Source organism: Paenibacillus sp. An7 (assembly GCF_009870785.1).
Lineage (GTDB): Bacteria > Bacillota > Bacilli > Paenibacillales > Paenibacillaceae > Paenibacillus.
The window spans coordinates 37,881-61,982 of sequence record NZ_WTWX01000019.1 but is presented as its reverse complement, the minus strand read 5'-3'; the positions used below and the strand labels follow the sequence as shown (position 1 = coordinate 61,982).

Genomic DNA, 24,102 nt, shown 5'->3' with positions numbered 1-24,102 from the left:
GGTTTGCAGGTTAGGAAATCATAGACGGTTTAAGTACAATATAGGATGCTTGGTGAATCTCTTATCATGCTAGTCCAGATTATTCCTGGATCAGATCCATCAAGTGAAGGCGACTATATTGGGTTTGGTTGGCATGACCGGCTTGATCTGGTGAGATGGATCGATTTTTTGATTGAAAAGACGGGTGAGGACAGTGAAATTCTGCTGTACGGCAAATTTAGAAAGGGGATGGCCCGTATGTCTGAACAACAATTTAAAGAAGCACGCAAAATGGAAGAAACATATCATCGTAATTTTTATAAAGAGCACGATCTTTATGAAGAAGGAACTTGGATGGCTGGACCCATGCCGATTGTCATGGAGACGCTTGACCGATTAAGAGATTTCAAAGATCATCTCACTGTGCTAGATCTTGGGGCAGGTGCAGGCAGGAATACGATTGCGATCGCAGATAAACTGCGCGGAACGAATAGCAGAGTCGTAGCGGTAGATTTACTAGAGGAAGCGGTTGATAGCTTACAAGAGCACGCCAAAAAATATCAAGTCGATCAATTCATTACGGCAAAGCAGGCGGACATTGAACATTACGAGATTGAGCCAAACCGGTATGATTATATCGCAGCCTGCTCATGTCTAGAACATGTATCCTCTGAAGAGGCACTCCATCAGGTGCTGGGCCGAATGCTGGCAGGTACAAAAATAGGCGGAATAAACCTCATTACGATGAGTACCGGGGTAGAGGAAGTAAAACTTTCGAATCTTGAACCAATTAAACCGCTGATTGAACTCAATCTACCTACGCAATATGCTGAGGATTTATTAACCGATCGTTATCAGGACGATTGGGATATTCTATTCACGGAGCGAGTTACACAGGCGATTCCTGAAGAAAAGTATGATGAGCCTACCGAATTCCGCTGTCAGTTACTCCGATTTGCTGCTAGAAAAAGAAAATAGGTAAAAAACAACAGGCTCATGAAGTCTGTTGTTTTTTTACTTTATGAATATAAGTGCAAACATTTTATTGTCGCTGTAGTAAGTTCAATCTATAATTAAGGATGTGAAACTATGGAATCTGTGAAGTGTCGTTTTAGACTAAATCGTATAAAAGAAAAGGAGGACGATTACATTTGACATATGAAGAACGTCTGCGAGATATCATGAATCAGCCTCAAATTATCGATGATCTTAAACGGGTTCGCGAACTTGGCTTACCAGAGGGGTGTATAGCCGCTGGTTATGTAAGGAACCGAGTGTGGGATGAACTGCACGAATATAAAGAGGCAACTCCGCTGAATGATATTGATGTTATTTATTATGATCCTAAGCAGTTAGATGAGTGGATTGATATCCAGTATGAGAAACAATTGCAGTCAGGACAGATTGGTCGGAAATGGCAAGTCAAGAATCAAGCAAGAATGCATGAATATAATATGGATCCTCCCTACCAATCCGTAGAAGATGCCATGCGGTACTGGACGGAGACAGCGACTGCGGTTGCGATTCGTCTGAATGATCAAGATGAACTGGAGATCATAGCTCCATTTGGATTGTCTGATCTGTTCGAGATGAATGTGAAAAAAAGTCCATATTTCCGGAATACGGGGCTTTATAGACAAAGAGTATTTGAAAAGCAATGGCTGGATCACTGGCCTTTATTGCTCATGATGGACTGACAGCTCATAGATCGTAGAGAAACATGAGGTAGAGAGAAAAAGATACAATCATAGAGAATATGTATCATGTTTCTATTTTATTAGGGGGAAAAGCGGGGGAAATAAAGTATGCCTTGGCCAATGGTACATTTAACGGTTGCCCATCTGGTTCAACAAGGACGTCCATCACCATCTTTTATTCTGGGCAACATTGCACCGAATGCGGTTACTACAAGACGGAATATGAATGAACAAATGAAGTGGAACGCTCATCTCTGCAATGTGGATGGGATTCTGCCGCGGGTAAGAGAGATTCAGCAATTTCATGTATCACATACGAATATTCATCTTGGCGAAGATTACAGACAGTTTTTAATGGGGTATGCTGCGCATATATACGTTGATTTGAGATGGGCTGAAACCGTATATAAAGGGATGGAAAATCTAGCAGAAAGTATTTTTCTGTACCGATGGTATATGCAGTTTCGCTCGTTTCAATCGCTTTATAACCGGGACGTCACACAACTCGAATACATACTCATGGATACGCATCCAGAGACAAAGCAACTACTCGAATTACTTGAATCCGCACCTGCTGCATCCATGGGCAGACTTGTCTCTCTTCAAGAAGTAGATGATTATCGGTTCGCGATCCTTCGTAAATTGGAAGAACCGATTAAACCTCGTTCACTGCGGCTCATGGATATTGAACGAATAGAACAATTTATACAAGAGACAGCGGAAGAATTACGTTTCTTGTTACCTTCCTGGTCAGCGCTCAGTTCATCATCTGATGCTGTTGAAGAGGTTTACAGCAACAATCCATATCATGGTTGAAAATGAAATGTTCGTTTGAGATTGTATAATAGACTTGAAATATTCATGTAAAAGCCCTAAAGTACGTATAGTAAATGCGCATGAATAGGAGGATATACATTGCTTATTTCTTTACAAGATCGTTTGGAAGATCCTATAGTACAGGAACTTATTGAATACGCTACTCTTCCTGAGCAGGAATATGTACTTGCTGTCCTGAAGGAATATAGGGAACAAGATTCGATGACGTTATACGGTTTCGAGGATGAAGAGCAGCTAGTAGCTCTCATTGGAATCGAGAAACAAAATCAAGAGGTGAAAATCAAGCATCTCGCTGTCCTGCCAGAGAATCGTCTGAAAGATTATGGTCGCGGTATTATCTCTGAGATGATCGGTACGCTAAAGCCTGAAATCGTGACCGCAGAGATCGAAGAAGATGCGGTTGATTTTTTCCGGAATATTGGCTTTATTGTCTATAGCCTCGGTGAGAAATACCCTGGCGTGGAACATTTCCGCTGTGTGTTTGAAATAGAAGAAGAGGAATAATTCATCTTAGATGAGAACAGCAAGACTTACGTAATCTATCACGGTACTAAGAGAAGGAGTATATGCATTTGTCTACCACAGTGTATCGAATCATCGGTTTACTTCTTGGACTTGCAGTTCCCTTTGTTTTTCTTTGGCTGAAAATTAGCTTCTTGTTGTTATTTTTGCTTATCGTTTATGCGGAGCATCGGAAAGTTAAAGTTCCGCAAAGCGGAACTTACTTTATTGCAGGAATGTTGATCGGGAGCATTATTACTTTTGTTACCTAGTCACATCGAAGAAGGATTATGTGATACTTAACTTATAGACTAGACATATATGATTCTGAAAAGGGTGGTTTCATCCTCTTCAGAATCATATATGTCTTTTTGCGTTTTTTTATAAAAAAGGAGAGAAAAGAGAACTTGCCGTGCCGCCTGCTTCCGTTTTTACATATGTTGTATGATCACTACCCTTGTCATATTCTTCTGAAATCAATGAAGTCATAGAGAAAGGAGGAGTAAAAATGGTGTACCGTTATTTGGCTCTTGGCGATTCACTGACGGTAGGTATTGGTGCTTTATTTGGAAGCGGGTTTGTACCACTCTATCAAAAAAGACTGGAGTATCATTTACGAAGTGCGGTTCTTGTAAGCAATCAGGGAATCAATGGACTTACCTCCCAAAGACTTCTATCCATGGTAAAATACAATCAGTACTTGCGCAATCTCATTGTACATGCTGATATTATTACGATCTCTATCGGCGGGAATGATCTGATACAGGCAGCTCGTTCAACGAGATGGAATCTAAGTTCTCCACTATTCACTCAGACTTTGGACGTATGTGAGCACAATATGAAAGAGATTCTTTCACAGATCCAATCTTTAAAAAAGGATTCATCTTACTTTATTCGGCTCGTTGGACTGTATAATCCGCTGCCTAAGAATGAGGCTGCCTATCATTGGGTGAAACAATATAATGATTTCCTTACAAGTCGAGATAGTCATAACATAGCTACAGCCCAGCTTCTTTACGCTTTTCAGGGAAGAGAAAGGGAATTGTTATTTTTTGATAGGGTCCATCCAAGCAGTAAGGGATATCGGGTTATCGAATCACAGCTGGATCGTACAGGGTATGCTCCGTTGTTACAGCTGGAGAAGCCTTACACCTTACGCAAAAAGAAGAAATAACAATAGGAAGGATGCAAGCAAATCCAGCTTGTATCCTCTACGCTTCGATCAGGAGAATACTTTACTATAGAAGAAGGAGCAAAACCATGTATGGAAACATCGAACAAGCCCTCTATCACTAGAGAAGAAGAAGTACGCGTTCGCCGTATGCTTAAGAATTACGTTGAAGACTCATCGGGAACAGAATTAGAGAGTTGTATCATTGAGCGGTTAACGGGAGGAATGAACAACTCTACGTACTTGATTCATCTGAGTGGGAAACGATATGTACTGCGTAATTACAATAGTCATCAGGATTTTGATAAGGTTAAGTATGAACATGCTATTCTGAAAAGTCTTGCAATACATAAGCAAAAGTTTGTTTATCCGCAGCTGGTACCAACATTGGAAGATACGACATTTACTCATCAGGAAGGGAAAATAGGAGCCTTATTTCACTATCAAGAAGGAAGTAATGCGGTACGAATGGGGCCGAATCAGTACCTGCAATTGGGACAAAAAGCGGGCCAGGTTACACTCGCATTGTCCCTCATAACGGTTCCTTTAGCGCCTGTGTATCCACCTTACTACAGATTGGATCTAGCTTATCCGGAAATTTCGCCAGCAACATTCATTCGTTTTCTACAGCAACCTGACTCGTCTTTTCAATCCCTGCATCAAGAAACCAAGGAAATCGCAGAAGTCATTGAAGATCTGTTCATCAAGACTTGCGGAGGCCTCGAAGATCTTCCTCACCAACTCGTACATGGAGATCTGAATACTTCAAATATTTTAGTCAATGAAGAAGGGAATATAACCACAATCCTTGATTTTGAGTTTGCTACTTGGGATCTTCGTGTGATGGAACTGGCTGTTCCTCTTTCCGATCTCATCACTGGCATGATTATGGATGAGAACGATAACACGCAAGCAGAAGAGGAGATGTGGAACAATCTTAAAGCGCTGATCAGCGGTTATGCTTCCGAAGTTTCTCTATTACCCGAAGAGAAGGACATGATTCCGTCTCTTGTGCTTCTTCGGAGAGTAGATGTCGTCATGCATTTTTTGACTCGGTATCATAAAGGAATTGATCCAGCAGATATCGTTCGCGATCAGCTGCAGAAGTTGATAAGCTGTGTAAGGTGGCTTGCGTTACATCAGGCTAGAGTAAGACAATGGCTATAATAAAAAAACGCTGTCTCTTCGGGCAGATAAGGAAGAGAATAGCGTTTTAATAAGTTTAGGAATGGGATGTAATTATATTGATTTCCGAAAGAAACTGCGGACAGCCCAGCGGCGCTCTTGCCGCTTTTTATATTTAGGCAGAGAGCGGTATACGTCAATGGACTGACGGTAGGCTTCTTTTGCCTCATCCTTTTGGCCAAGCTTTCCGTAGACAAGTCCGAGGTAATAGAAAGATTCACTGGAGGAAGACTGGATGTCTTGAAATTTCTCTACATATTGAAGTGCCTTAGCCTGATCTTTATCCTTGTAAGCGGATGCGAGGCGAAGGTAGGGTTGGCCGTATTTTACTTTTGGATTCAGTTTCGTTGCATGCAGCGTATGTTGTTCCCCTTGTTCTAGCTGTCCTTGATGAATCTCTGTCGTTCCGACCATATCCCAATATTCTGCTGAATGATCATATGAAGACTCAATCGATAGTAGTAACTGCTGAGCTTCCCTGTACTTTTTGCGTTCAATCAGGAGTCTTGCTAAGTCAAATTTAGAGGTAACGTCATTTGGATTCAGCGCAATTTGCTGCCGATTTTTGGAGATGCTTCGCATCCGTTTAAAAGGTTTTGTGATGCTTGGAAATACACCGACAAAACGCCGATCTAAAAGGTAAAAAATAAGAAACAGTACAATAATAGCAATAAACGGATTACCAATGATATAGAAAAGCAAACCAAATAGTAAAAATTTACTCATAACCTTCCCCCTGATAAATAATTAGTAATCTCCTCATGTCGATTATTTCAATATTATACCATATACGCTCGTGACAGCGTTTCTATAACTCTAGTAAGATGGAAGTAAATAAAGTGGAAAAAGGAGTACAATCATGACAGAGAAAATCAGACAGCAAATCGAGTTTATTCGCGAAATTGATAAATTGAAGCACGTATTTCGGCAGTCTTATCTAATGAATCAAGAAAGACATGAGAATGATGCGGAACATAGTTGGCATATTGCTGTTATGGCTTTATTGCTAAAAGAACATAGCGATGAGGATTTAGATATGACAAAAGTGCTGCACCTGCTTCTCATTCATGATTTGGTAGAAATCGATGCAGGAGATACGTTCGCATACGATGTCAAAGGATATGAAGACAAATGGGAAAGAGAACTTGCGGCGGCAAAACGAATCTATGGGCTGCTTCCGGCAGAACAAAAAGAGGAATGGATGAACCTCTGGTTAGAATTTGAGGAAGGCCTGACAAAAGAGGCGCAGTATGCGGCGGCGATGGATCGTCTTCAGCCGGTCCTTCACAATTTTTATACCGAAGGAAAAGCATGGAGAGCCAATCAAGTATCTGCTGTGTCGGTTAGAAAAAGGCTGGCGGTATTAAAAGAGGTTTCTCCTGCTCTAGACACATATGCTAATAAACTGATTGACGAAGCGGTAGAGAAGGGTTACCTGTTACCGTGAGACAAATCCAGTACGTAGAAGGAAGGATCCTCTTAAACTAAGGTCCTTCTTTTTTAGTAGATGCCCAAAACAAATAGAACGTTTAGCGCATCCGTCTTCGATAGGAGGAAGGAGTCATTCCGGTATGTTTTTTAAATAATCGGTAAAAATGCGGAAGACTCTCAAACCCGCTGGCTTCTGCAATGGCTGTCATTGTATCATCGGTACGCAGCAGTTTTTCTTTTGAGAGAATAATGCGTCTTGCCGCAACATATTCGGTGAGCGTCATCCCTGTATGCTTTTTAAAAGCTCGGCTAAAGTGAGCAGTAGAGATGGAAGCTTCCTTAGCAAGTTCAGAGAGAGACACAGGCTGATGAAGGTGCTCGTCTAACCTTTTAAGGGCTTGCGCCATCCAGATCGGCCCTGATAACGTTGTTTTTTCAGATTTTACAGCTTCCGTCATTCGCATCAGAGAGATCAGCATCAGCTGTAATAACAAGAGGGTGGCATAAGTCCTTAAATGTTCCTGACTTACGGTTTCTGTGTAAATCTGTTCAATCCATCGTTCGAATGCATCCATTTGTTTGCGGTTCAGTATTTGGATATAATTTCGCGACTTTCGAGATCTTTCGAAAAACTGCTGAATGGATGCTGCTTCTCCTCCCATCCCTTGAAAGACAGCAGGACTGATATAAAAAGCGGAAGACGTCAGCGGATTCTCTGCCTCTTGAAAGGTACGATGAAGTGTATTGCCAGGGATGATGATAAGACTTCCCGCTTTAATATCGACGATCGAGTGATCAATTAACATTTTCCCTTCTCCTTGATGTACACAAATCAGTTCATGCCAATCATGAAAATGGTCAGGAAGTTCATGTTCAGGAAGTTTGGTTTCATGATATAACATGCGAAAAGGAAGATCGATTGCTGCTTTTAGCCGCCGATCTACGGGTGCCTCAAGCTCATATTTCATAGCTGCTCTCTCCTTATACATACAATATCATCCCAGAGTATATTTTAAGCAAAAATAGCAATTTATGTTCTTTCAGATGATGATACAATGAACTACATAAGGATACAACCACTAATAATAGGGGTGAAGATTGTGCCGGTAAAAAAGGATTATCCAAGACTCAGTTTACAGAACAGTAACAATCACCTACATTCAGTTCAGGCCGAGATTAAACAGCTCCCAGTGAAAGTTCTTCAGATCGGTGAAGGGAATTTTTTGCGGGGGTTTGCAGACTGGATGATTTATGAAAGCGCTGTTAAAGGTGGGTTTAAAGGAACGGTAGCTGTAACCCAGCCTAGACGGAAAGGTAGAGGGAAGCTGCTGACAATACGGGAACAAGACGGTCTGTATACGCTGCTAACAAGAGGTATCGTTAATGGGACGGCTGTTGAAAAGACATCGATCATCCCTATCTTGTCTCGTACCATTGACCCTTATGAAGAATGGCAGGATTTTCTACAGCTGGCGGTAAGCCCTGAACTGGATATTATCATCTCCAATACGACAGAAGCAGGTTTAACCTACCTGGAGACGAGATATGAAGAGGGGGTACCGATCGATTCTTTTCCCGGTAAACTTACCGTGTTTTTACATGAACGCTATACTCACTATTCCGGAAGCAAAGAGAGCGGTTTACTAATTCTGCCTTGTGAGCTTGTCGATCGAAATGGAGATGTTCTCAAAAAATACGTGCTGCAGCATAGTATTGATTTTGGTTTTTCGGATTCGTTTCGGGAATGGGTTCAGCAGGACAATCGGTTTCTGAATAATTTGGTGGATCGGATCGTCACGGGTGCCCCTTCCGAAGAAGAGGCGGCTGTACTCACAGAACGTTTCGGATATGAAGATAAGCTAATGACCTTAGCTGAGCCTTACCATTTGTGGGCGATTGAAGGGGAACCGGACCTTGATGACAGGCTTCCGCTGGCACAAGCAGGACTGAATATCCACTGGACCTCAGATTTAAAGCCGTTTCAGCTGCGGAAGGTACGTCTCCTAAATGGTTCTCATACTCTCATGACCCCGATTGCCATACTTAAAGGCCAGACATATGTGCGTGAGACGATGGAAGACAGCGAACTTGGAGCTTTTGTAAGAGATGCAGCGAAAAAAGAAATCATTCCTGCACTTGATCTGCCTGAGGAGGAAATGCAAAGTTATGTCAAAGAGGTGTGGGACCGCTTCCTGAATCCTTATATCAATCATAAACTGACAGATATTATGCTTGGCTCTATCTCTAAATTCAAAGTAAGACTGCTTCCGACCCTGCTTGAAAGTAACAACAAAAACGGGGTTCTGCCTGAACGAATCGTCACTTCTTTTAGTGCACTGCTTCGTTTATATAAGGCGAAACAAACAGAAAGTGGATATGTGTCAAGCACTTTTTGCGGGGAGATAGTAACCCTGCGGGATGAGGAGCGGCTGCTTGCATCCTTGGCTCAGTATTGGTCTGAGTATAGCGGCACTAATATGAATGAGGTCGTTTCTAACATATTGGCAGATGAACAAATATGGGGACAGAACCTTGATTTGATCTCTGGGCTGCGTGATCAATTGGCAGAGAATCTGAACAAGTGGGAAAAGGAGGAGCATAATGAATACGTATGAATCTTCTGTAACGGATTGGACACGGCTTCATCCGAATGATGATGTGCTCATTGCACTCCGTAATCTAAACGCAGGTGAACAGATGGAGGTGGCTAGCGGACAACATATCATTTTGAAAGAGGATGTCCCAAAAGGTCATAAGTTTGCCGTAAGGGAGCTTCAAGTAGGCGAACATATTATGAAATACGGTTATTCCATAGGTATCGCTAAGGAACAGATTGAGACAGGAAGATGGCTTCATACACACAATGTCAGCACAGGCCTAAGCGGACTTATTGACTACGAATATATAAAGACCCCTCTCGAAAAACCGGCGGTTGTTCCTGCCAATCTTCATACTTTTCAGGGATACAGACGAAGTAACGGCAAGGTAGGAATTCGTAACGAAATCTGGATTATTAATACGGTTGGATGTATCAACAAAGTATGTGAGGCACTGGCGAAAATGGGGAATACGGCATTTCAGGGCCGAGTGGACGGGGTCTACCATTTTGCTCATCCGTTCGGTTGTTCACAGCTTGGTGATGATCTCAAGTATACTCAGCAGCTCCTTGCATCTCTTGTATCCCACCCGAATGCCGGCGGCGTATTAGTCATTGGGCTTGGCTGTGAGAATAATCAGATCGAAGAATTCAAGACGTTTATTCCAGCTGAGGATAGGGAGAGGGTACGATTCTTAAAAGCACAGGAAATTGATGATGAGATGGCCGAAGGGCTGCGCTTATTAGAAGAACTGACGGAGCTTGCGGAGAAGCAGGAGCGTGAACCTGTTCCGATATCTGAACTTACCATTGGTCTGAAATGCGGAGGTTCCGATGGTTTCTCGGGGATCACAGCAAACCCTCTCGTTGGGGCTGTATCCGATAAACTGGTTGCTGCTGGCGGTACAGCAATTCTTACCGAAGTACCAGAAATGTTTGGAGCGGAAACGATTCTGATGAACAGAGCTCGCAGTGAAGAGGTTTATGAAGAGCTTGTGAACTTAATCAACAATTTCAAACAATACTATGTAAACCATGGACAGAATATTTATGAGAATCCCTCACCGGGTAATAAGGAGGGAGGTATCACCACATTAGAAGAAAAATCGCTGGGTTGTACACAAAAAGGCGGACATTCAGAGGTAGTGGATGTAGTTGCTTATGGGAAAAAGGTAACGAAAAAAGGGCTCAACATCGTGGAGGCACCCGGTAATGATCTCGTATCCGTAACCGCCCTGTCGGCAGCAGGTGCACATATTGTTCTGTTTACGACCGGACGAGGAACTCCTTTTGGCGGACCGGTTCCTACTGTTAAAATTGCTACCAATTCGGATCTCGCTAATCGCAAAAAGCACTGGATTGATTTTAATGCAGGTCAGCTGCTCGAAGGAAAAGCGATGGACGATCTTGCAAATGAATTTCTGGCAGAACTGATTGATATTGCTTCGGGGAATAAAGTGACGAACAGTGAACGTTACGGTTTCCGCGAGATTGCGATTTTCAAAGATGGAGTCATCTTGTAGATGTAATATCATTTCTGAAAAATAAGAAAGGTCGGCAGAGAGGAGCATCTCTCTACCGGCCTTTTCTAGCGTCTTCTCTTAGATGATTCCGTAACTAGCGAGTGTCTTAAGTCGTTCCATCGTGAGATGTCCCCGCCATTCTGCTTCGGCTGCTGCACTTAGCGCAGGCCAAGAGATTGGCCAGCCGCCGTCTTCTTGTTGGGAGGAGAGAAGGTGCTCCAAATGCTGCTTCGTAATTTCCTTGGATATAAATCGAGCTGCATAGCTGTCTGAACGAGGCGCCCAGTCCAGCACTTTTTGTACATATCCGGTCGCTTCTGGGTCCAGTTCGATGTCACCATGCTGCTCTAGCAAATGATCGAGTTTTTGAGTGAGCCGAATGGATCGCTCGCTCTCAACTTGATTTTCGAGAAAATGTATGGCTTGAATCAGCGTATGATATCCTTCTAGTTCACTGTTTTCGAGGGAATACCAAACAAATTCCACCGATTTTTTAAACCAGTTCTCTCTAAGGAAAGGATGCCAATCCTTACATTTATATAGCAGTCCAATAATAGAACCTGATGGATTAAGAGAAGCCGTGTCATCTTTTTTTGTTGTCCACCAGGGTGCATGGGGATAATCGTTTACGTTCTTAAAAGAATAGGGCCAGCCGCCAGTTGTAGGATTCGCATGTTTCTGCAGGAAAAACCCAAGCCCTGTAAGGATACGTTCAGGATAATAGCGAACTTCACTTAGTAAATGAAGAGCAAACTCAGCACCTTGGGGCTGACTGAAAGGACTGCGAATATCGGGTTCTAGTGCATGCCCAAAACCGCCATCTTGATTTTGATAAGCGGCAAGCGCTTGTACCACGGATTCTGCAGATCTTTGTCCTGTTGCATATTCGAAACGGTAACGATCCAGCAAGCGAGCATGGGTATACATGAAATGATGGGCTTTTTTCACAACCGGATGAGACACATCTAATAATGGGTAAGTGGTCATCGTTTGGTTCACTCCTTCAGTGCTTGGTCGAATCCTCTTTTTGTATTCTTCGTTTTCGTTTATTTACCTGCAAAAAGTCAGGGAAAACAAAAATTCCCGCACCCTCTGCTTACTCAGGTGATACGGGAATAGGTATAAAAAATGGGTATAAGAAAATGGATATAAGAAAACGTGTATAGAATACGCCTGCTGCGTACTATTTAACTTGCAGTATTTGTACACCGTGTCCTTCAATTTGGATCGTTCCCTGATGGTCAGTACCTGTTAGAAGATCCTCAACCTGAACATCCCCTAGATCATAGGAACAAGCTTCCTTATTGAAGTTAAGCACAAATAGATAAGAGATTCCGTCTTTTACACGGCGGCTGACTTCAACGCCATCAGGTGTAACGAGCGTCTGTCCAATACCTTTATCTGCTCTTATTTTATCAACCAGGCCGTCAAGGAAGCTGGTTTCTGGATCAGAAGCGACATAGTATGCTTCACCAAGGCCAAATACATTACGGGTCAAAGATGGCATGCCTTGATAGAAATCTTCACCATACTCAGCAATCACTTCTGCCCCTTCGGTATGGAGCAGATCGCAGAGCAGACCGCATTCATACTCGCCCGAAAGTTTGCCGTATGTGTTTTTAATCATCATTTTGTTCTTCTGGTCCGGGAACAGTGCATCGATTTCTTCTACCCAGATACCGAGAAGATCTCGAAGTTCACCAGGGTATCCCCCCACCGTGGCTAGGTCATTCTCATTCACTACTCCGCTAAAGAACGTAGTTACAAAGGTGCCGCCGTTTTTCGTGAATGTCTCCAGTTTATTGGCGAATCCGGGTTTTACCATGTAGAGCACGGGTGCTACTACAACCTCATAGGAAGAAAGATCCGTATCTACGCTGATCATATCAACCTGGATATTCTGGCGATAGAAGGCTGCATAGTACTTATGAATTTGTTCTACATAGTTTAGTGCTACCGAAGGACCGCTTGATTTCTCAATTGCCCACCAGTTTTCCCAATCAAACAGAATGGCTACTTTAGATTCTACACGAGAGTCAAGTATTCGATCTCCGAGTTTCGCGAGTTCTTGTCCTAGCTGAGTTACTTCACGGAATACCCGGGTATTTTCATGGCCTGCATGTTCAATGACCGCACCATGGTATTTCTCACAAGCGCCAATGGATCTGCGAAGCTGGAAGAACATCACGGTATCTGCTCCATGGGCAACCGTCTGATAGCTTTGGAGACGCATGACACCTGGACGTTTTAAAGAGTTGTAGGGCTGCCAGTTTTGCTGGCTTGGCGTCTGCTCCATCAGCATGAACGGCATACCGTCTTTTAGACCTCTCATCAGGTCATTTGCCATTGCTGTTTCACTAGGAGGAGTGGTGAGACTCGGGTAGCTGTCCCAAGATACGATGTCCATATGTTTTGCCCATTTGAAATAATCAAGCTGTTTGAAGAATCCCATCAAGTTCGTAGTTACCACAGAATCCGGTATGTATCTTTTAATTGCATCATACTCCATCTTGTAGCAAGCGAGCATACTATCCGAATTAAAACGAGAGTAGTCAAGGGAAATCCCTTGGAAATTGGTACTGCGCTCACCCCATTCTTCACTGAGATTGCTTGGGAGTACGATCTCGTCCCAGTCATAGAAGGTATGTCCCCAGAAAGCGGTGTTCCAGGCTTTATTCAGGTTATCCAGATTCTGATAACGTTGCTTCAACCATACACGAAAAGCACGTTCACAGTTGTCACAGTAACACTCACCGCCATACTCATTGGAAACATGCCATACAAGTACAGCAGGATGATCTTGGTAACGTTCTGCAAGCTTGCCTGCAATTCGTTCGGAGTACAAACGATAGGTCGGGCTATTTGGACAGGAGTTGTGACGTCCGCCAAACTTCCGTTTTCGACCATCTCGATCTACACGGAGTACGTCTGGGTATTTAGTAGCCATCCATGCCGGATGAGCAGCGGTGCTGGTTGCTAGACAAACATAGACACCGCTTTCATAAAGACTATCAATTAGTTCATCAAGCCATTCAAAATGATAGGTGATTTCATCAGGTTGGTTTTTAGCCCATGAGAATACATTAATTGTTGCGATATCGATACCTGCTATTTTGAACATACGAAGATCTTCTTGATGTGTTGCCTTGTCCCATTGCTCTGGATTGTAGTCGCCGCCGTAGAATATTTTAGGAAGTTTGGAACTAATCAATGGATTCACCTCTTGTATAAGAATAAGTCCATGATATATCATGAGATATATTTTTAAAATATAAGAATTGTAGAGACGTATATAATAATATGGAACTATATTTGAGGTGAAATAATGCTGCTTACTCCAGAACATCAACGTTTTTTTATGACGAGCAGAGAACAACCGTTGCCATTATATATTGAAAGTATTGGAGTGAATTTAAATCAAGAATCAATCGTGCGTTCCACAGGATATCCTTGTTACCACTGGCTGCAGACCATGGAAGGGGAGGGAGAGTTTACTTTTGCTGGAAAAACGTACCCGCTTTCCCCTGGAACCGGTGTACTTGTGGCCCCAGGTGAACCGCATGAATACAAAAGATTAGAAGCGGGTACTACGTGGTCTACTCTCTATATTACGTTTAGCGGTCCGCAGACGAGTGCCATTCTAGCAACGCTTGAACTTGAACCATCGGCATGTTATCAGTGGGACCCTTCGTCGGAGCTTCAGTTCTTTGGACAAGAAGTTCTTGGGTCCATCGGCAGTGATCGCGATTTAACGGGTCTTGAAGCGTCTGGGGACCTGTACCGTTTTCTATTGTTGCTTAAAAAATATGGAACGACAGGAAATTCACCTTCGTTGTCTCACTCTCTTGAAAGGCTTGCTCCACTGCTTCAGTTTATGGAAGAAAAATTGAGTGATCCGAATGTTGGCTTATCAGAAATGGCAGCTGTACTGTCGGTTAGTCCCCGATACGTCAATACCCTTTTCAAGCAATCTTTTGGAGAGACTGCCTATGGATATTTCATCCTGAAACGAATCCGCAGAGCGAAAGAAATTCTCACATCACGTCCGGATATGACGGTTAAAGAAACAGCAGAAGTTGTCGGCTTCCGGGATGCAAGCCATTTTGTAGCTACGTTTCGTAAAATCGAAGGGGTAACACCCGAACAATTTCGTAAATTGTACTGATAAATGAAACAATTTCATTTTAGCTTTAGAAGCCTTAACCGGGACTATATATAGATAAAATGCTTCTTTAGGATTGATGAAAACGGTTTTATATAGGATGATGGGTTAGGTAGACGGGAAAACAACACATGGGATGAAGAAAGAAGGGGAAAGAATGTCTGAAATATTCATTTGGCCTGGTCAGCCTCCTTATGCAGCAGAAGGATATGAAGCAGATCGACCCACACTGAGAGCATACCTAGCGGAAGGAGCCAAAAGTGCGGTTATTGTCTGCCCAGGTGGCGGATACGGCCATCTAGCAGATCATGAAGGAGAGCCTGTAGCAAAGTGGCTGAATGAAGCGGGCATTTCGGCATTTGTATTAAAATACCGAATTTCTCCGCACAAAGAACCTGCACCTCTCGCTGATGCTAGACGGGCGATACAGTATGTAAGAGCCCATGCAGAGGAATATGGAATTGATAAAAACCGGATTGCTATGCTCGGATTCTCGGCTGGCGGACATTTGACCGCGAATGCGGGAACTTCGTGGGTTCCTGGTGCAGAAGATCCGAAAGGTGAAGATCCTGTAGCCTCGGAGAGTTCAAAGCTAGATGCAATGATTCTTTGTTACCCTGTGATTACGATGGAGGATTACGGTCATTTAGGTTCAAGAGAAGCATTGCTTGGTAAAGGTGCTTCGAGCGATCTCATTCAAAAGTATAGTAACGAAAAGCAAGTATTCAAGGAAACACCGCCTGCTTTTATTTGGCACACGTATGCAGATGAGGCAGTCCCTGTTCAGAACAGTCTTGCTATGTCTATGGCGTTAAGTGAATCAAGAGTTCCTCATGAGCTTCATGTATTTGAAGAAGGACGGCATGGAATTGGACTGGCTGAGGAGTTCGCAGAAACAACAGGAAAGTGGAAGGAACTATGTATTACCTGGCTTCGGAAGCAGGGATGGTAGAGAGTTTTGAAGATAAGTCGGCCTTGGGGTTAAGGCTGTAGGTGAGGGCAGTTTTATAATGACCAGAGAGTTGGTTACTGATACGGAAGTGCAGGCCCGGATTTTTTTAAGTCTGCAGTATGGTCTTGATGATTAGTGTTAGTCCTTGCGTTTAAGTAGAGTCAATCTCGTGTATTAACATGGATAGATATACCAGCCAAATTGTTATAGCGATTAGCGAAGGAGTGTTTAAGATGGCAGAAATTGAACTTGTATTAGATGCAAAAGCGAAGCTTGGAGAAGGGCCCAGCTGGGATGCGAAAGTGGGCCGACTATTTTGGGTAGATATTGAAGGTTTTAAGCTGCATGCTTATAATCCGCAGACGGGCGAGGATACCGTTTATGATATCGGACAACATATCGGTGCTGTTGTACCATACGAGAAGGAACGCGTTATCGTTGCGCTGCGAGAGGGGTATCATGTGTACAACCTCCAGACGGGAGAGCTTCAGCTTATTCATGACCCGGAAGAGGGTCGTAAGGATAACCGGTTTAACGATGGTAAATGTGACCCGGCAGGCCGCTTTTGGGCAGGGACGATGAGTCTTGAAGGAAAGAATAAGCAAGGCGCTTTTTATTGTCTGGAAGACGGAGAAGTCAGCACCATCTTTACCGAAGTTTCCACCTCTAATGGTTTAGGTTGGAGTCCTGATCATAAAACAATGTACTATATTGATACACCTACAGGGAAGGTAGACCGGCTTGATTATGATGAAAAGACAGGCAAAGTGTCTAATCGCAGAACAGCAGTGGATTTTCCTGACAATGTTGGTTTCCCTGATGGCATGACCGTAGATGCAGAAGGGATGATTTGGATTGCACATTGGGGCGGATCTCAAGTAAGCCGCTGGAATCCGGACACAGGAAAAATGCTCTCACGTATAGAGGTTCCTGCGGAGCAAGTGACTTGTTGCTGCTTTGGAGGTGAAAATTTAGATGAGCTGTATATTACTACAGCACGAAACGGACTAAGCGCTGAACAACTCAAAAAAACGCCGCACGCGGGTGGACTGTTTCGAATCAAACCGGGCGTTAAAGGAATGCCGACATTCCGTTATAAACAAAAATAAGGGGGCAGTGCAATGAATGCCGATCACTTCCAAGATCAGAACCAATTTTCTAAACCCTTAGATCCATATAGTGCTAAATCAAACTTTGACGTGAAGGAAGAAGAACTGCATAAAAATGGTGTTCCATCATTATGGCGTGAAGTTTCTAATTTGTTAATTATTGTCGGAATCATTGCGGGCGTAATTCTCTTATCTCGAATCTTTTAGTTTTAATATTCGAAATAGAGAGATGATGTTAAATACACAAAAACAAAAACACAAACAAACCACAGAATGGATAATCTGAATCACCATTCTGTGGTTTTTATGAGAAATAATATATTTAATTGCGGATAAGATAATCAAATGCTCCGAGTGAAGCTGTTGCACCTGATCCCATCGAGATAATGATTTGTTTGTAGGCACTGTCTGTGCAGTCGCCGGCAGCAAATACGCCAGGAAGGCTTGTTGCTCCGCGTTTATCTACCACGATTTCGCCCATTCTCGTACGCTCAACTGTGTCGCCTAACCAATCTGTATTCGGAACAAGACCGATTTGGACAAATACACCTTGAAGTTCGATATGTTGAACAGTACCTGTATCGCGTTCAATATAGGAAATACCATTTACTTTATCGGTACCTGTAATTTCCTTGGTTTGAACATTTTTAAGAACAGTAACGTTTGGCAAGCTGTAAAGGCGCTCTTGAAGAACAGAGTCTGCTTTTAGCTCAGGCATAAACTCAAGTACCGTTACATGTTTTACGATACCAGCAAGGTCAATGGCAGCTTCAATACCAGAGTTACCACCGCCGATTACAGCAACATGTTTGCCTTCAAACAATGGGCCGTCGCAGTGAGGGCAGTAAGCTACGCCTTTGTTTTTAAACTCGGCTTCGCCCGGTACACCAACATTACGCCATCTAGCTCCTGTGGAAAGAATAACCGTCTTACTCTTAACCACAGCTCCGTTTTCCAGCTCGATTTCGATAAGATCTTTTTTCTCCAGACGTTTTGCACGCTGTAGGTTCATCAGATCAATATCGTACTCTTTTACGTGTTCTTCGAGGCTAGCAGCCAGTTTAGGACCTTCGGTATGTTTCACACTGATAAAGTTTTCGATACCCAGTGTATCCATAATTTGTCCGCCAAAGCGTTCTGCAATAATACCTGTTCGAATCCCTTTACGTGCAGCATAAATAGCAGCACTAGCACCTGCTGGTCCGCCGCCGACAACGAGTACATCATATGGTTCTTTATTGCTGAACTCAGATGCATCTGGAGTGCTTCCTACTTTAGCAAGAATTTCTTCCAGTGTCATACGGCCGCTTCCGAATGATTCTCCATTCAAGAAAACAGTAGGGACAGCCATAATATCTTTGCTCTCCACTTCTTCCTTAAATGCAGCACCATCGATCATGGTATGTGTGATGTTAGGATTCAGTACGCTCATTACGTTTAACGCTTGAACGACATCAGGACAGTTGTGGCAAGACAAGCTGATGTAAGATTCAAAATGAAGCTCATCTTGAATGCTTTTCACTTGATCAATTACCTTTTGATCTACTTTTGGAGGTCTGCCGCTTACTTGAAGCAAAGCGAGTACCAGGGAAGTAAATTCATGTCCTAAAGGAATACCTGCAAAAACAACACCAGTGTCTTCGGAAACGCGGTTTACGCTGAAGCTTGGTGTTCTTTCCAATTGTGCTTTTTCAACTTTAATTCTGGAGGACATCGTAGCAAGCTCGTCTACTAGGGAAAGCATGTCACGGGAGACTTCATCGTCCCCCGCACATACTTTAAGTACTACGTCGCCTTCCAGAAGCTGAAGATATTGTTCTAATTGAGCTTTAATATCTGCTTCTAGTATCATATTGACGCACTCCTTAGATTTTGCCTACAAGATCAAGGCTTGGTTTCAGTGTTGCACTACCTTCTTGCCATTTAGCCGGGCAAACTTCACCTGGGTTGTTACGTACATATTGTGCTGCTTTAATTTTGTTAACAAGTGTACTTGCGTCACGGCCGATACCGCCAGCATTGATTTCTACGGTTTGGATAACACCATCTGGATCAATAATGAAAGTACCGCGGTCAGCGAGACCAGCTTCTTCGTCTAGTACATCAAAGATACGGGAAATTTTTTGAGAAGGGTCACCAATCATAATGTATTCGATTTTACCGATAGTTTCGGAATGATCGTGCCAAGCTTTATGTGTAAAGTGAGTATCAGTAGATACAGAGTATACTTCCACGCCAAGATTTTTTAGTGTAGCATATTGATTTTGAAGATCTTCAAGTTCAGTTGGGCATACGAAAGTGAAGTCTGCTGGGTAGAAGCATACTACGCTCCATTGACCTTTAAAGTTTTGTTCAGTTACTTCGATAAATTCACCTTTTTGGAAAGCATTCGCTTTAAATTCTTGTACTTCTTTTCCGATTAGAGACATATTCATGTTCCTCCTAAAATGTTGTGTATGTTATTACAGAATTTATACTTAACTAGTATTGAAATAAAATTCAAAACTAATTAAATAATAATAATTCTAATCTAGTAATTATTATCATATAACCTTATCGTTCTGTCAAGAATACTTCTCAATTAGATTTAAACTTTTATCCCATAGACTGTTTTATTTTAATAAACTCTACTCCGCCCAAGTGATGTGTTATTTCATTAAAGGGACATATGCGAAGAGGAGTATCTTGAGTATCTTCATCTATAAGCTTACAGAGAATAGAATCAATATTCAAATGCAGGTTGCTTTGTTTTTTACAGTTTTTATATAGAGAATTACTTTGAAGTCAGGCTAATACTTACAATTCAATTGATAAGTTTAGAGTGGAAACGATAAGTGAGTAGAATCTATTTATAGGAGCAGAGAATATAAGAGAAGAACTTGGTAATATTCCTTCTTCTATTATAGAGGTCAGAAAAGTATATTTAAAGTGATTATTTTCCTTTACAAAATAATTTAGGGCGCCTCTTTCGAGACGCCCAAATCATGGGAGAGGAGAAACCGGATGAAGAGCTTATGGGGAAACGTAAGTCTTCTCCGCGGTTGTCTACGGCACTTGTGATGCCGATAATTACATCATGACCGCTCTCACGTAAGTTTATACATGACCGAGCCAATTTCTTTTTGCAAAATTCATTTAGGCATTTTCACATCTATTATAGATTGTGGTACGATATCGGTATAATAAAGGCACATATTAAGACAGAAACAGGGTGACATAAAAAGGTGAGAGTGATATCAGGTACAGCAAAAGGAAGACCGCTTAAAGCAGTTCCCGGAACAGGGACACGCCCGACAACCGATAAGGTGAAGGAAGCGGTCTTTAGTATGATTGGACCTTATTTTGAAGGTGGAAATGTGCTCGATCTGTTCGCTGGCAGCGGCGGACTTGGCATAGAGGCACTTAGCAGAGGGATGGAAAAGGGGATATTTATCGACCTTGAACCCAAAAGTATTGAAGTCATTCGAGCTAACTTGAAGGCTACAAAGCTTGAGAGTAAGGCAGAAGTGTATCGCAATGAGGCTGGCAGAGCTTTGAAACTGCTCGCAAAACGTGCTTACAAGTTTGATGTTGTTTTTCTCGATCCGCCTTACCGGATGAAAAATGCAGATGAACTCATGCTGGCGATGCAGGAGAACGATATGTTTTCTGAAGATGCAATCGTAGTCGTTGAATATGATGCAGATCATGAGTATGAGGAAAAGTTTGGTCATTTTGTCCAAACTCGAAAAACAACCTATGGTGATACAGCTATATCGGTATACCATTATTCCCCCAGCACTGAAGCAGTGGAAGAAGATATAAGTCAGAATGAAACAAGTCAGGAGATACAAGTTGATGAATAAAGAAGTACATTCAGGCGAGAGAGTAGCCGTCTATCCGGGTAGTTTTGATCCCGTAACGATGGGGCATCTTGATATCATTACAAGAGCTTCCAAACAGTTTGATCGTCTGGTGGTTGCTGTTCTGAACAATAAAAGCAAGAATCCTCTATTTTCGGTAGAGGAGCGTGTTGAATTACTGGAGATGGTTACGAAGGATCTGCCCAATGTAGAAGTGGACAGTTTTCGTGATCTTACTGCGAGCTATGTACGCGTTAAAGGGGCCGATGTCATTGTGCGCGGAATTCGGTCGGTAACGGATTTTGAATACGAATTGCAGCTCGCGTCCTTGAATAAGAAATTGAATAAGGACGCCGAGACTATTTTTATGATGACCGATCCGATCTATTCCTATCTTAGTTCCAGTGTGGTTAAGGAAATTGCAAGCTTTAATGGAGATGTGACGGACCTAGTGTCCAAAGAAGTGGAAGAAGCGCTTAGACGTAAAGTTAATGAGAAAAAGGCCCTCGAGTAGACTTCCATCCGGCAATCCATTTGGATAATAAAATGAACGTTGTTAGCAGTAAAATGAGAAGTATACCGAGCCATCCTGCATGCTGGAAAATGGTTATTACAGGTTCTGAGATTCCTTTTATTCCGGGGGAAGCGTCATTGAACACGGTTTTAGTGGAGACAAGCCACATTTTAATGGGTGTCCACAGAATCAGGACAAGAATATAGGAAGTACATGCGTGTAATATCCGTCCAAAAGTAAAGATAGAAGTGCTGATTCCGTACGGCTTCAAGAGAGCTGAGACTTGCCAGTGTGAACTCAGCCCTCCCCAGCCGATCGCCGCTGCAAGTAACCCGAACTGGAGTGGCTGCGAGATGATATCAGTGGAACGAAGAGCATAGGCGCCAAGGTGTATTTCAAAAAAAGAAGACCAGAGATAGTCTGGGAAAAATGGAGTTACATATTTTCCAATTAACCTGATCAGGACAGAAAATACGATCATTGAGCCGCCTGTCATCATTAGCACTTGAACGGCATGACTTACTGTTTCTCCGAGCAGTTTCCCAAAACTTCGGCCGTCTTTTTTTCTAGTCAAAGCAGCGGTTTGATACATGGAGTAGAGAAGACCTTTTTTTGGAACGGTTGGTTCTTGTAAGTGCGGGTTCGTATTACTTACCGATACGGCATCATTTTTGTCAGTAAACCTCGCGAGAATGAATCCGGAAAGGATACCAGCTGCCCAGTGAACCAGGATGAGGACGTAACCGACAACGGGATTTTGATAAAAAGCGGCACCGATGACAACGAGAAGTGTCATAGGATTGGTAAAATGCGTGAGCGCAGCAAGCCGTGAAGCTTCTTTTGACGTGATTAACTTTTGTTCATACAGCTGTACTGCGGTATCGGCTCCGGAAGGGAAACCGGCACTCAAGCCCATGGCTAGTCCCATACCGGTTGCTCCAGGCAATCGAAAACCTTTTTTCATTAAGGGGTCGATAAGTACACCCAGTCCGTGGGTAAAACCGTAAGCAGTCAGCATCTGGGACAGCATTAGGAATGGCAGCAAGGCAGGAAACACCATTTTCCACCAGATATCAAGTCCTTGTATAGAGGCCTCAAACGCCTCTTCGGGGGTAGAAATAATAGCGACTACGAGGAAAAGAGCACCTATACCCAGCAGCACCGTGATGAGATAGGGAGGAATCAAGGACCGCATACCTGTACTTGTTTTCTTATTAAAGTTCAATGAACGATCACCTCTATAGGTAAGATAAAGACCGATCCTGTAAAAAAAGGCACGGTTCTTTTAAGGTTGAATGGTAGTGGTGCAACATGTTCTTGTTAGCTTCTACTTCATGTTCTGTGGATGAATATGTTGTCCTATACATGTATATGTAGAATACAAAGAACAAGAACAAGCTGTCTGTAAGTAAGGAGGAGGTGGACGTTCATGAGTGATATGCGTAGAAAAAGCGGAATGCGAACGACGCTATATATCGCCGTACTTGCCATTGTGGTTTATGTTTTGGTGTACATGCCTACGCCATATATCATTACTCAGCCGGGTTCGGCAGAGGCAGTAAAACCCATGGTCGAAGTGAAAAATGGGGATGAACAAGAAGAGGGCGAATTTCTCATGACCACCGTATCGGCGAGTTACGCGAATTTGTCACTCCTCTTTTTATCTGTATTTAATGATCATGCGGAGATTGGAAAGAAAGCAGAGCGTCTCCACGGAAAATCAAAAGATGAATATTCGGCAGAGCAGGTTTTTTATATGAGTGATTCTCAATCATCTGCTATGGAAGCTGCATATGAGCAGGCTGGCATTAAGTATAGTATTGTACCTGAGCATATATTTGTGTTTGGTCTGTCCAAAGATCCTGCGCCTCAAGGGGATATTGAGGCCGGAGATAAAATACTGTCTGTAAATGGTGTGCCTACTCCCGATCATACGGTTCTGTCAAAGGAACTGGAGGGTAAAAAAGCGGGAGACCCCATTGAAATGCAGTTAAATCGGAATGGAGAGACCATTACGAGAGAAGTTACGCTAGTACCGATTAAAGATACGAATACGGGGAAGACAAGAGCCGGTCTTGGCGTGATGATCGGAACCATTCAGAAGGTAAAGTCCGAAGATCCGGCCCACCAGATCGTATTCAAGGATACCCGGGTAGGCGGTCCTTCTGCGGGACTTATGTTTACGCTGGAAATTTATAATCAGCTTACTCCAGGGGATTTGACAAAAGGCCACATTATTGCGGGAACAGGAACGATCACGAAAGAGGGCATCGTTGGACCCATCGGCGGTGTAGTTCATAAAATTGTAGCTGCAGACCGAAAAAATGCGGAAATTTTCTTTGTACCTAGAGATAATTATGAGGATGCAAAGAAAAAGGCAGATTCCATCAAAACAGAAATGAAACTCGTTCCTGTGGACACGGTAGAGGATGCCCTTGAATATATTAATATGCTTTCCGAAAAATAAATCTTTTTTCATCACATCTCAGGATGGTAATGAAATTTACACGTAAAAAAATAGGGCACATAACTTGAGGTCAGAGACTTCACGTTATATGCCTTATTTTTATTGGATGATCAATTATGGATGATCATTATGATTT

At 42.8% G+C, this 24,102-nt stretch carries 24 protein-coding genes; 17 read left to right on the top strand and 7 right to left on the bottom strand.

Annotated features, from left to right (window positions below; genetic code table 11):
- The first annotated feature begins 66 nt into the window (after nucleotides 1–66).
- From GQY27_RS17260 to GQY27_RS17230, 7 genes are all read left to right on the top strand, one after another.
- A complete protein-coding gene (locus tag GQY27_RS17260; RefSeq protein ID WP_160036499.1) occupies nucleotides 67–957 on the top strand; it encodes a class I SAM-dependent methyltransferase in 891 nt (296 codons plus the stop codon).
- Between the two features lie 203 nt (nucleotides 958–1,160).
- A complete protein-coding gene (locus GQY27_RS17255) occupies nucleotides 1,161–1,676 on the top strand; it encodes a nucleotidyltransferase family protein (protein ID WP_160036512.1) in 516 nt (171 codons plus the stop codon).
- 108 nt (nucleotides 1,677–1,784) lie between these two features.
- Complete coding sequence (locus GQY27_RS17250) at nucleotides 1,785–2,492, top strand: hypothetical protein (RefSeq protein ID WP_160036498.1); 708 nt, start codon at nucleotides 1,785–1,787, stop codon at nucleotides 2,490–2,492.
- Between the two features lie 99 nt (nucleotides 2,493–2,591).
- Nucleotides 2,592–3,017 (top strand): GNAT family N-acetyltransferase, encoded by a 426-nt coding sequence (locus tag GQY27_RS17245; RefSeq protein ID WP_160036497.1) that lies wholly within the window; start codon nucleotides 2,592–2,594, stop codon nucleotides 3,015–3,017.
- A gap of 68 nt (nucleotides 3,018–3,085) precedes the next feature.
- A complete protein-coding gene (locus GQY27_RS17240; RefSeq protein ID WP_160036496.1) occupies nucleotides 3,086–3,286 on the top strand; it encodes a hypothetical protein in 201 nt (66 codons plus the stop codon).
- A gap of 236 nt (nucleotides 3,287–3,522) precedes the next feature.
- Entirely contained in the window at nucleotides 3,523–4,188 is a 666-nt protein-coding gene (locus GQY27_RS17235) for a GDSL-type esterase/lipase family protein (protein ID WP_160036495.1), read from the top strand.
- A gap of 90 nt (nucleotides 4,189–4,278) precedes the next feature.
- A complete protein-coding gene (locus GQY27_RS17230) occupies nucleotides 4,279–5,352 on the top strand; it encodes a phosphotransferase (RefSeq protein WP_160036494.1) in 1,074 nt (357 codons plus the stop codon).
- Nucleotides 5,353–5,424: 72 nt separating this feature from the next.
- Here GQY27_RS17230 and GQY27_RS17225 read toward each other — a convergent pair whose 3' ends face one another.
- The gene (locus tag GQY27_RS17225) at nucleotides 5,425–6,096 is read right to left on the bottom strand and encodes a tetratricopeptide repeat protein (protein ID WP_160036493.1); all 672 of its coding nucleotides are present in this window, start codon (nucleotides 6,094–6,096) and stop codon (nucleotides 5,425–5,427) included.
- Nucleotides 6,097–6,229: 133 nt separating this feature from the next.
- On the opposite strand from GQY27_RS17225, the gene GQY27_RS17220 reads away from it, so the two are divergent.
- The gene (locus tag GQY27_RS17220) at nucleotides 6,230–6,817 is read left to right on the top strand and encodes an HD domain-containing protein (RefSeq protein WP_160036492.1); all 588 of its coding nucleotides are present in this window, start codon (nucleotides 6,230–6,232) and stop codon (nucleotides 6,815–6,817) included.
- A gap of 82 nt (nucleotides 6,818–6,899) precedes the next feature.
- Here the strand turns inward: GQY27_RS17220 and GQY27_RS17215 are convergent, their stop codons facing one another.
- Complete coding sequence (locus GQY27_RS17215) at nucleotides 6,900–7,769, bottom strand: AraC family transcriptional regulator (protein WP_160036491.1); 870 nt, start codon at nucleotides 7,767–7,769, stop codon at nucleotides 6,900–6,902.
- A gap of 132 nt (nucleotides 7,770–7,901) precedes the next feature.
- On the opposite strand from GQY27_RS17215, the gene GQY27_RS17210 reads away from it, so the two are divergent.
- Both GQY27_RS17210 and GQY27_RS17205 read left to right on the top strand, forming a co-directional pair.
- Nucleotides 7,902–9,416, top strand: a complete 1,515-nt coding sequence (locus GQY27_RS17210; RefSeq protein WP_160036490.1) for a tagaturonate reductase — start codon at nucleotides 7,902–7,904, stop codon at nucleotides 9,414–9,416.
- Nucleotides 9,403–10,920, top strand: coding sequence for a UxaA family hydrolase (locus GQY27_RS17205; RefSeq protein ID WP_160036489.1), 1,518 nt, complete (start codon nucleotides 9,403–9,405; stop codon nucleotides 10,918–10,920). The genes GQY27_RS17210 and GQY27_RS17205 overlap by 14 nt, the downstream gene beginning before the upstream one ends.
- A 78-nt stretch (nucleotides 10,921–10,998) precedes the next feature.
- Here GQY27_RS17205 and GQY27_RS17200 read toward each other — a convergent pair whose 3' ends face one another.
- Nucleotides 10,999–11,907 carry a hypothetical protein gene (locus GQY27_RS17200; RefSeq protein ID WP_160036488.1) on the bottom strand — a complete coding sequence of 303 codons (909 nt, stop codon included), beginning with the start codon at nucleotides 11,905–11,907 and terminating at the stop codon, nucleotides 10,999–11,001.
- A gap of 196 nt (nucleotides 11,908–12,103) precedes the next feature.
- Entirely contained in the window at nucleotides 12,104–14,131 is a 2,028-nt protein-coding gene (locus tag GQY27_RS17195; RefSeq protein WP_160036487.1) for a beta-galactosidase, read from the bottom strand.
- Between the two features lie 114 nt (nucleotides 14,132–14,245).
- Here GQY27_RS17195 and GQY27_RS17190 point away from each other — a divergent pair, with 114 nt between their 5' ends.
- The 4 genes from GQY27_RS17190 to GQY27_RS17175 all read left to right on the top strand — a co-directional run bounded on the left by GQY27_RS17190 (nucleotide 14,246) and on the right by GQY27_RS17175 (nucleotide 17,350).
- Nucleotides 14,246–15,085, top strand: a complete 840-nt coding sequence (locus GQY27_RS17190) for an AraC family transcriptional regulator (RefSeq protein ID WP_160036486.1) — start codon at nucleotides 14,246–14,248, stop codon at nucleotides 15,083–15,085.
- A 154-nt stretch (nucleotides 15,086–15,239) separates the two neighbouring features.
- On the top strand, nucleotides 15,240–16,034 hold the full coding sequence (locus GQY27_RS17185) for an alpha/beta hydrolase (protein WP_160036485.1): 795 nt from the start codon (nucleotides 15,240–15,242) through the stop codon (nucleotides 16,032–16,034).
- Nucleotides 16,035–16,267: 233 nt separating this feature from the next.
- Nucleotides 16,268–17,143 (top strand): SMP-30/gluconolactonase/LRE family protein, encoded by an 876-nt coding sequence (locus GQY27_RS17180; RefSeq protein WP_201450750.1) that lies wholly within the window; start codon nucleotides 16,268–16,270, stop codon nucleotides 17,141–17,143.
- A 12-nt stretch (nucleotides 17,144–17,155) separates the two neighbouring features.
- Nucleotides 17,156–17,350, top strand: a complete 195-nt coding sequence (locus GQY27_RS17175) for a hypothetical protein (protein WP_160036484.1) — start codon at nucleotides 17,156–17,158, stop codon at nucleotides 17,348–17,350.
- A gap of 115 nt (nucleotides 17,351–17,465) precedes the next feature.
- On the opposite strand, the gene ahpF is transcribed toward GQY27_RS17175, so the two are convergent.
- Both ahpF and ahpC read right to left on the bottom strand, forming a co-directional pair.
- A complete protein-coding gene (ahpF, locus tag GQY27_RS17170; protein WP_160036483.1) occupies nucleotides 17,466–18,995 on the bottom strand; it encodes an alkyl hydroperoxide reductase subunit F in 1,530 nt (509 codons plus the stop codon).
- 13 nt (nucleotides 18,996–19,008) lie between these two features.
- Nucleotides 19,009–19,572 (bottom strand): alkyl hydroperoxide reductase subunit C, encoded by a 564-nt coding sequence (gene ahpC / locus GQY27_RS17165; RefSeq protein WP_160036482.1) that lies wholly within the window; start codon nucleotides 19,570–19,572, stop codon nucleotides 19,009–19,011.
- 795 nt (nucleotides 19,573–20,367) lie between these two features.
- On the opposite strand from ahpC, the gene rsmD reads away from it, so the two are divergent.
- Both rsmD and coaD read left to right on the top strand, forming a co-directional pair.
- Nucleotides 20,368–20,988: a 16S rRNA (guanine(966)-N(2))-methyltransferase RsmD gene (gene rsmD, locus GQY27_RS17160; protein WP_160036481.1), complete on the top strand. Its 621-nt coding sequence runs from the start codon at nucleotides 20,368–20,370 to the stop codon at nucleotides 20,986–20,988.
- Nucleotides 20,981–21,499, top strand: coding sequence for a pantetheine-phosphate adenylyltransferase (gene coaD / locus GQY27_RS17155; RefSeq protein ID WP_160036480.1), 519 nt, complete (start codon nucleotides 20,981–20,983; stop codon nucleotides 21,497–21,499). The genes rsmD and coaD overlap by 8 nt, the downstream gene beginning before the upstream one ends.
- Here the strand turns inward: coaD and GQY27_RS17150 are convergent.
- A complete protein-coding gene (locus GQY27_RS17150) occupies nucleotides 21,474–22,724 on the bottom strand; it encodes a nucleoside recognition domain-containing protein (protein WP_160036479.1) in 1,251 nt (416 codons plus the stop codon). The genes coaD and GQY27_RS17150 overlap by 26 nt on opposite strands.
- 204 nt (nucleotides 22,725–22,928) lie before the next feature.
- Here GQY27_RS17150 and GQY27_RS17145 point away from each other — a divergent pair, with 204 nt between their 5' ends.
- On the top strand, nucleotides 22,929–23,966 hold the full coding sequence (locus tag GQY27_RS17145; protein WP_160036478.1) for a SepM family pheromone-processing serine protease: 1,038 nt from the start codon (nucleotides 22,929–22,931) through the stop codon (nucleotides 23,964–23,966).
- The last annotated feature ends 136 nt before the right edge of the window (nucleotides 23,967–24,102 follow it).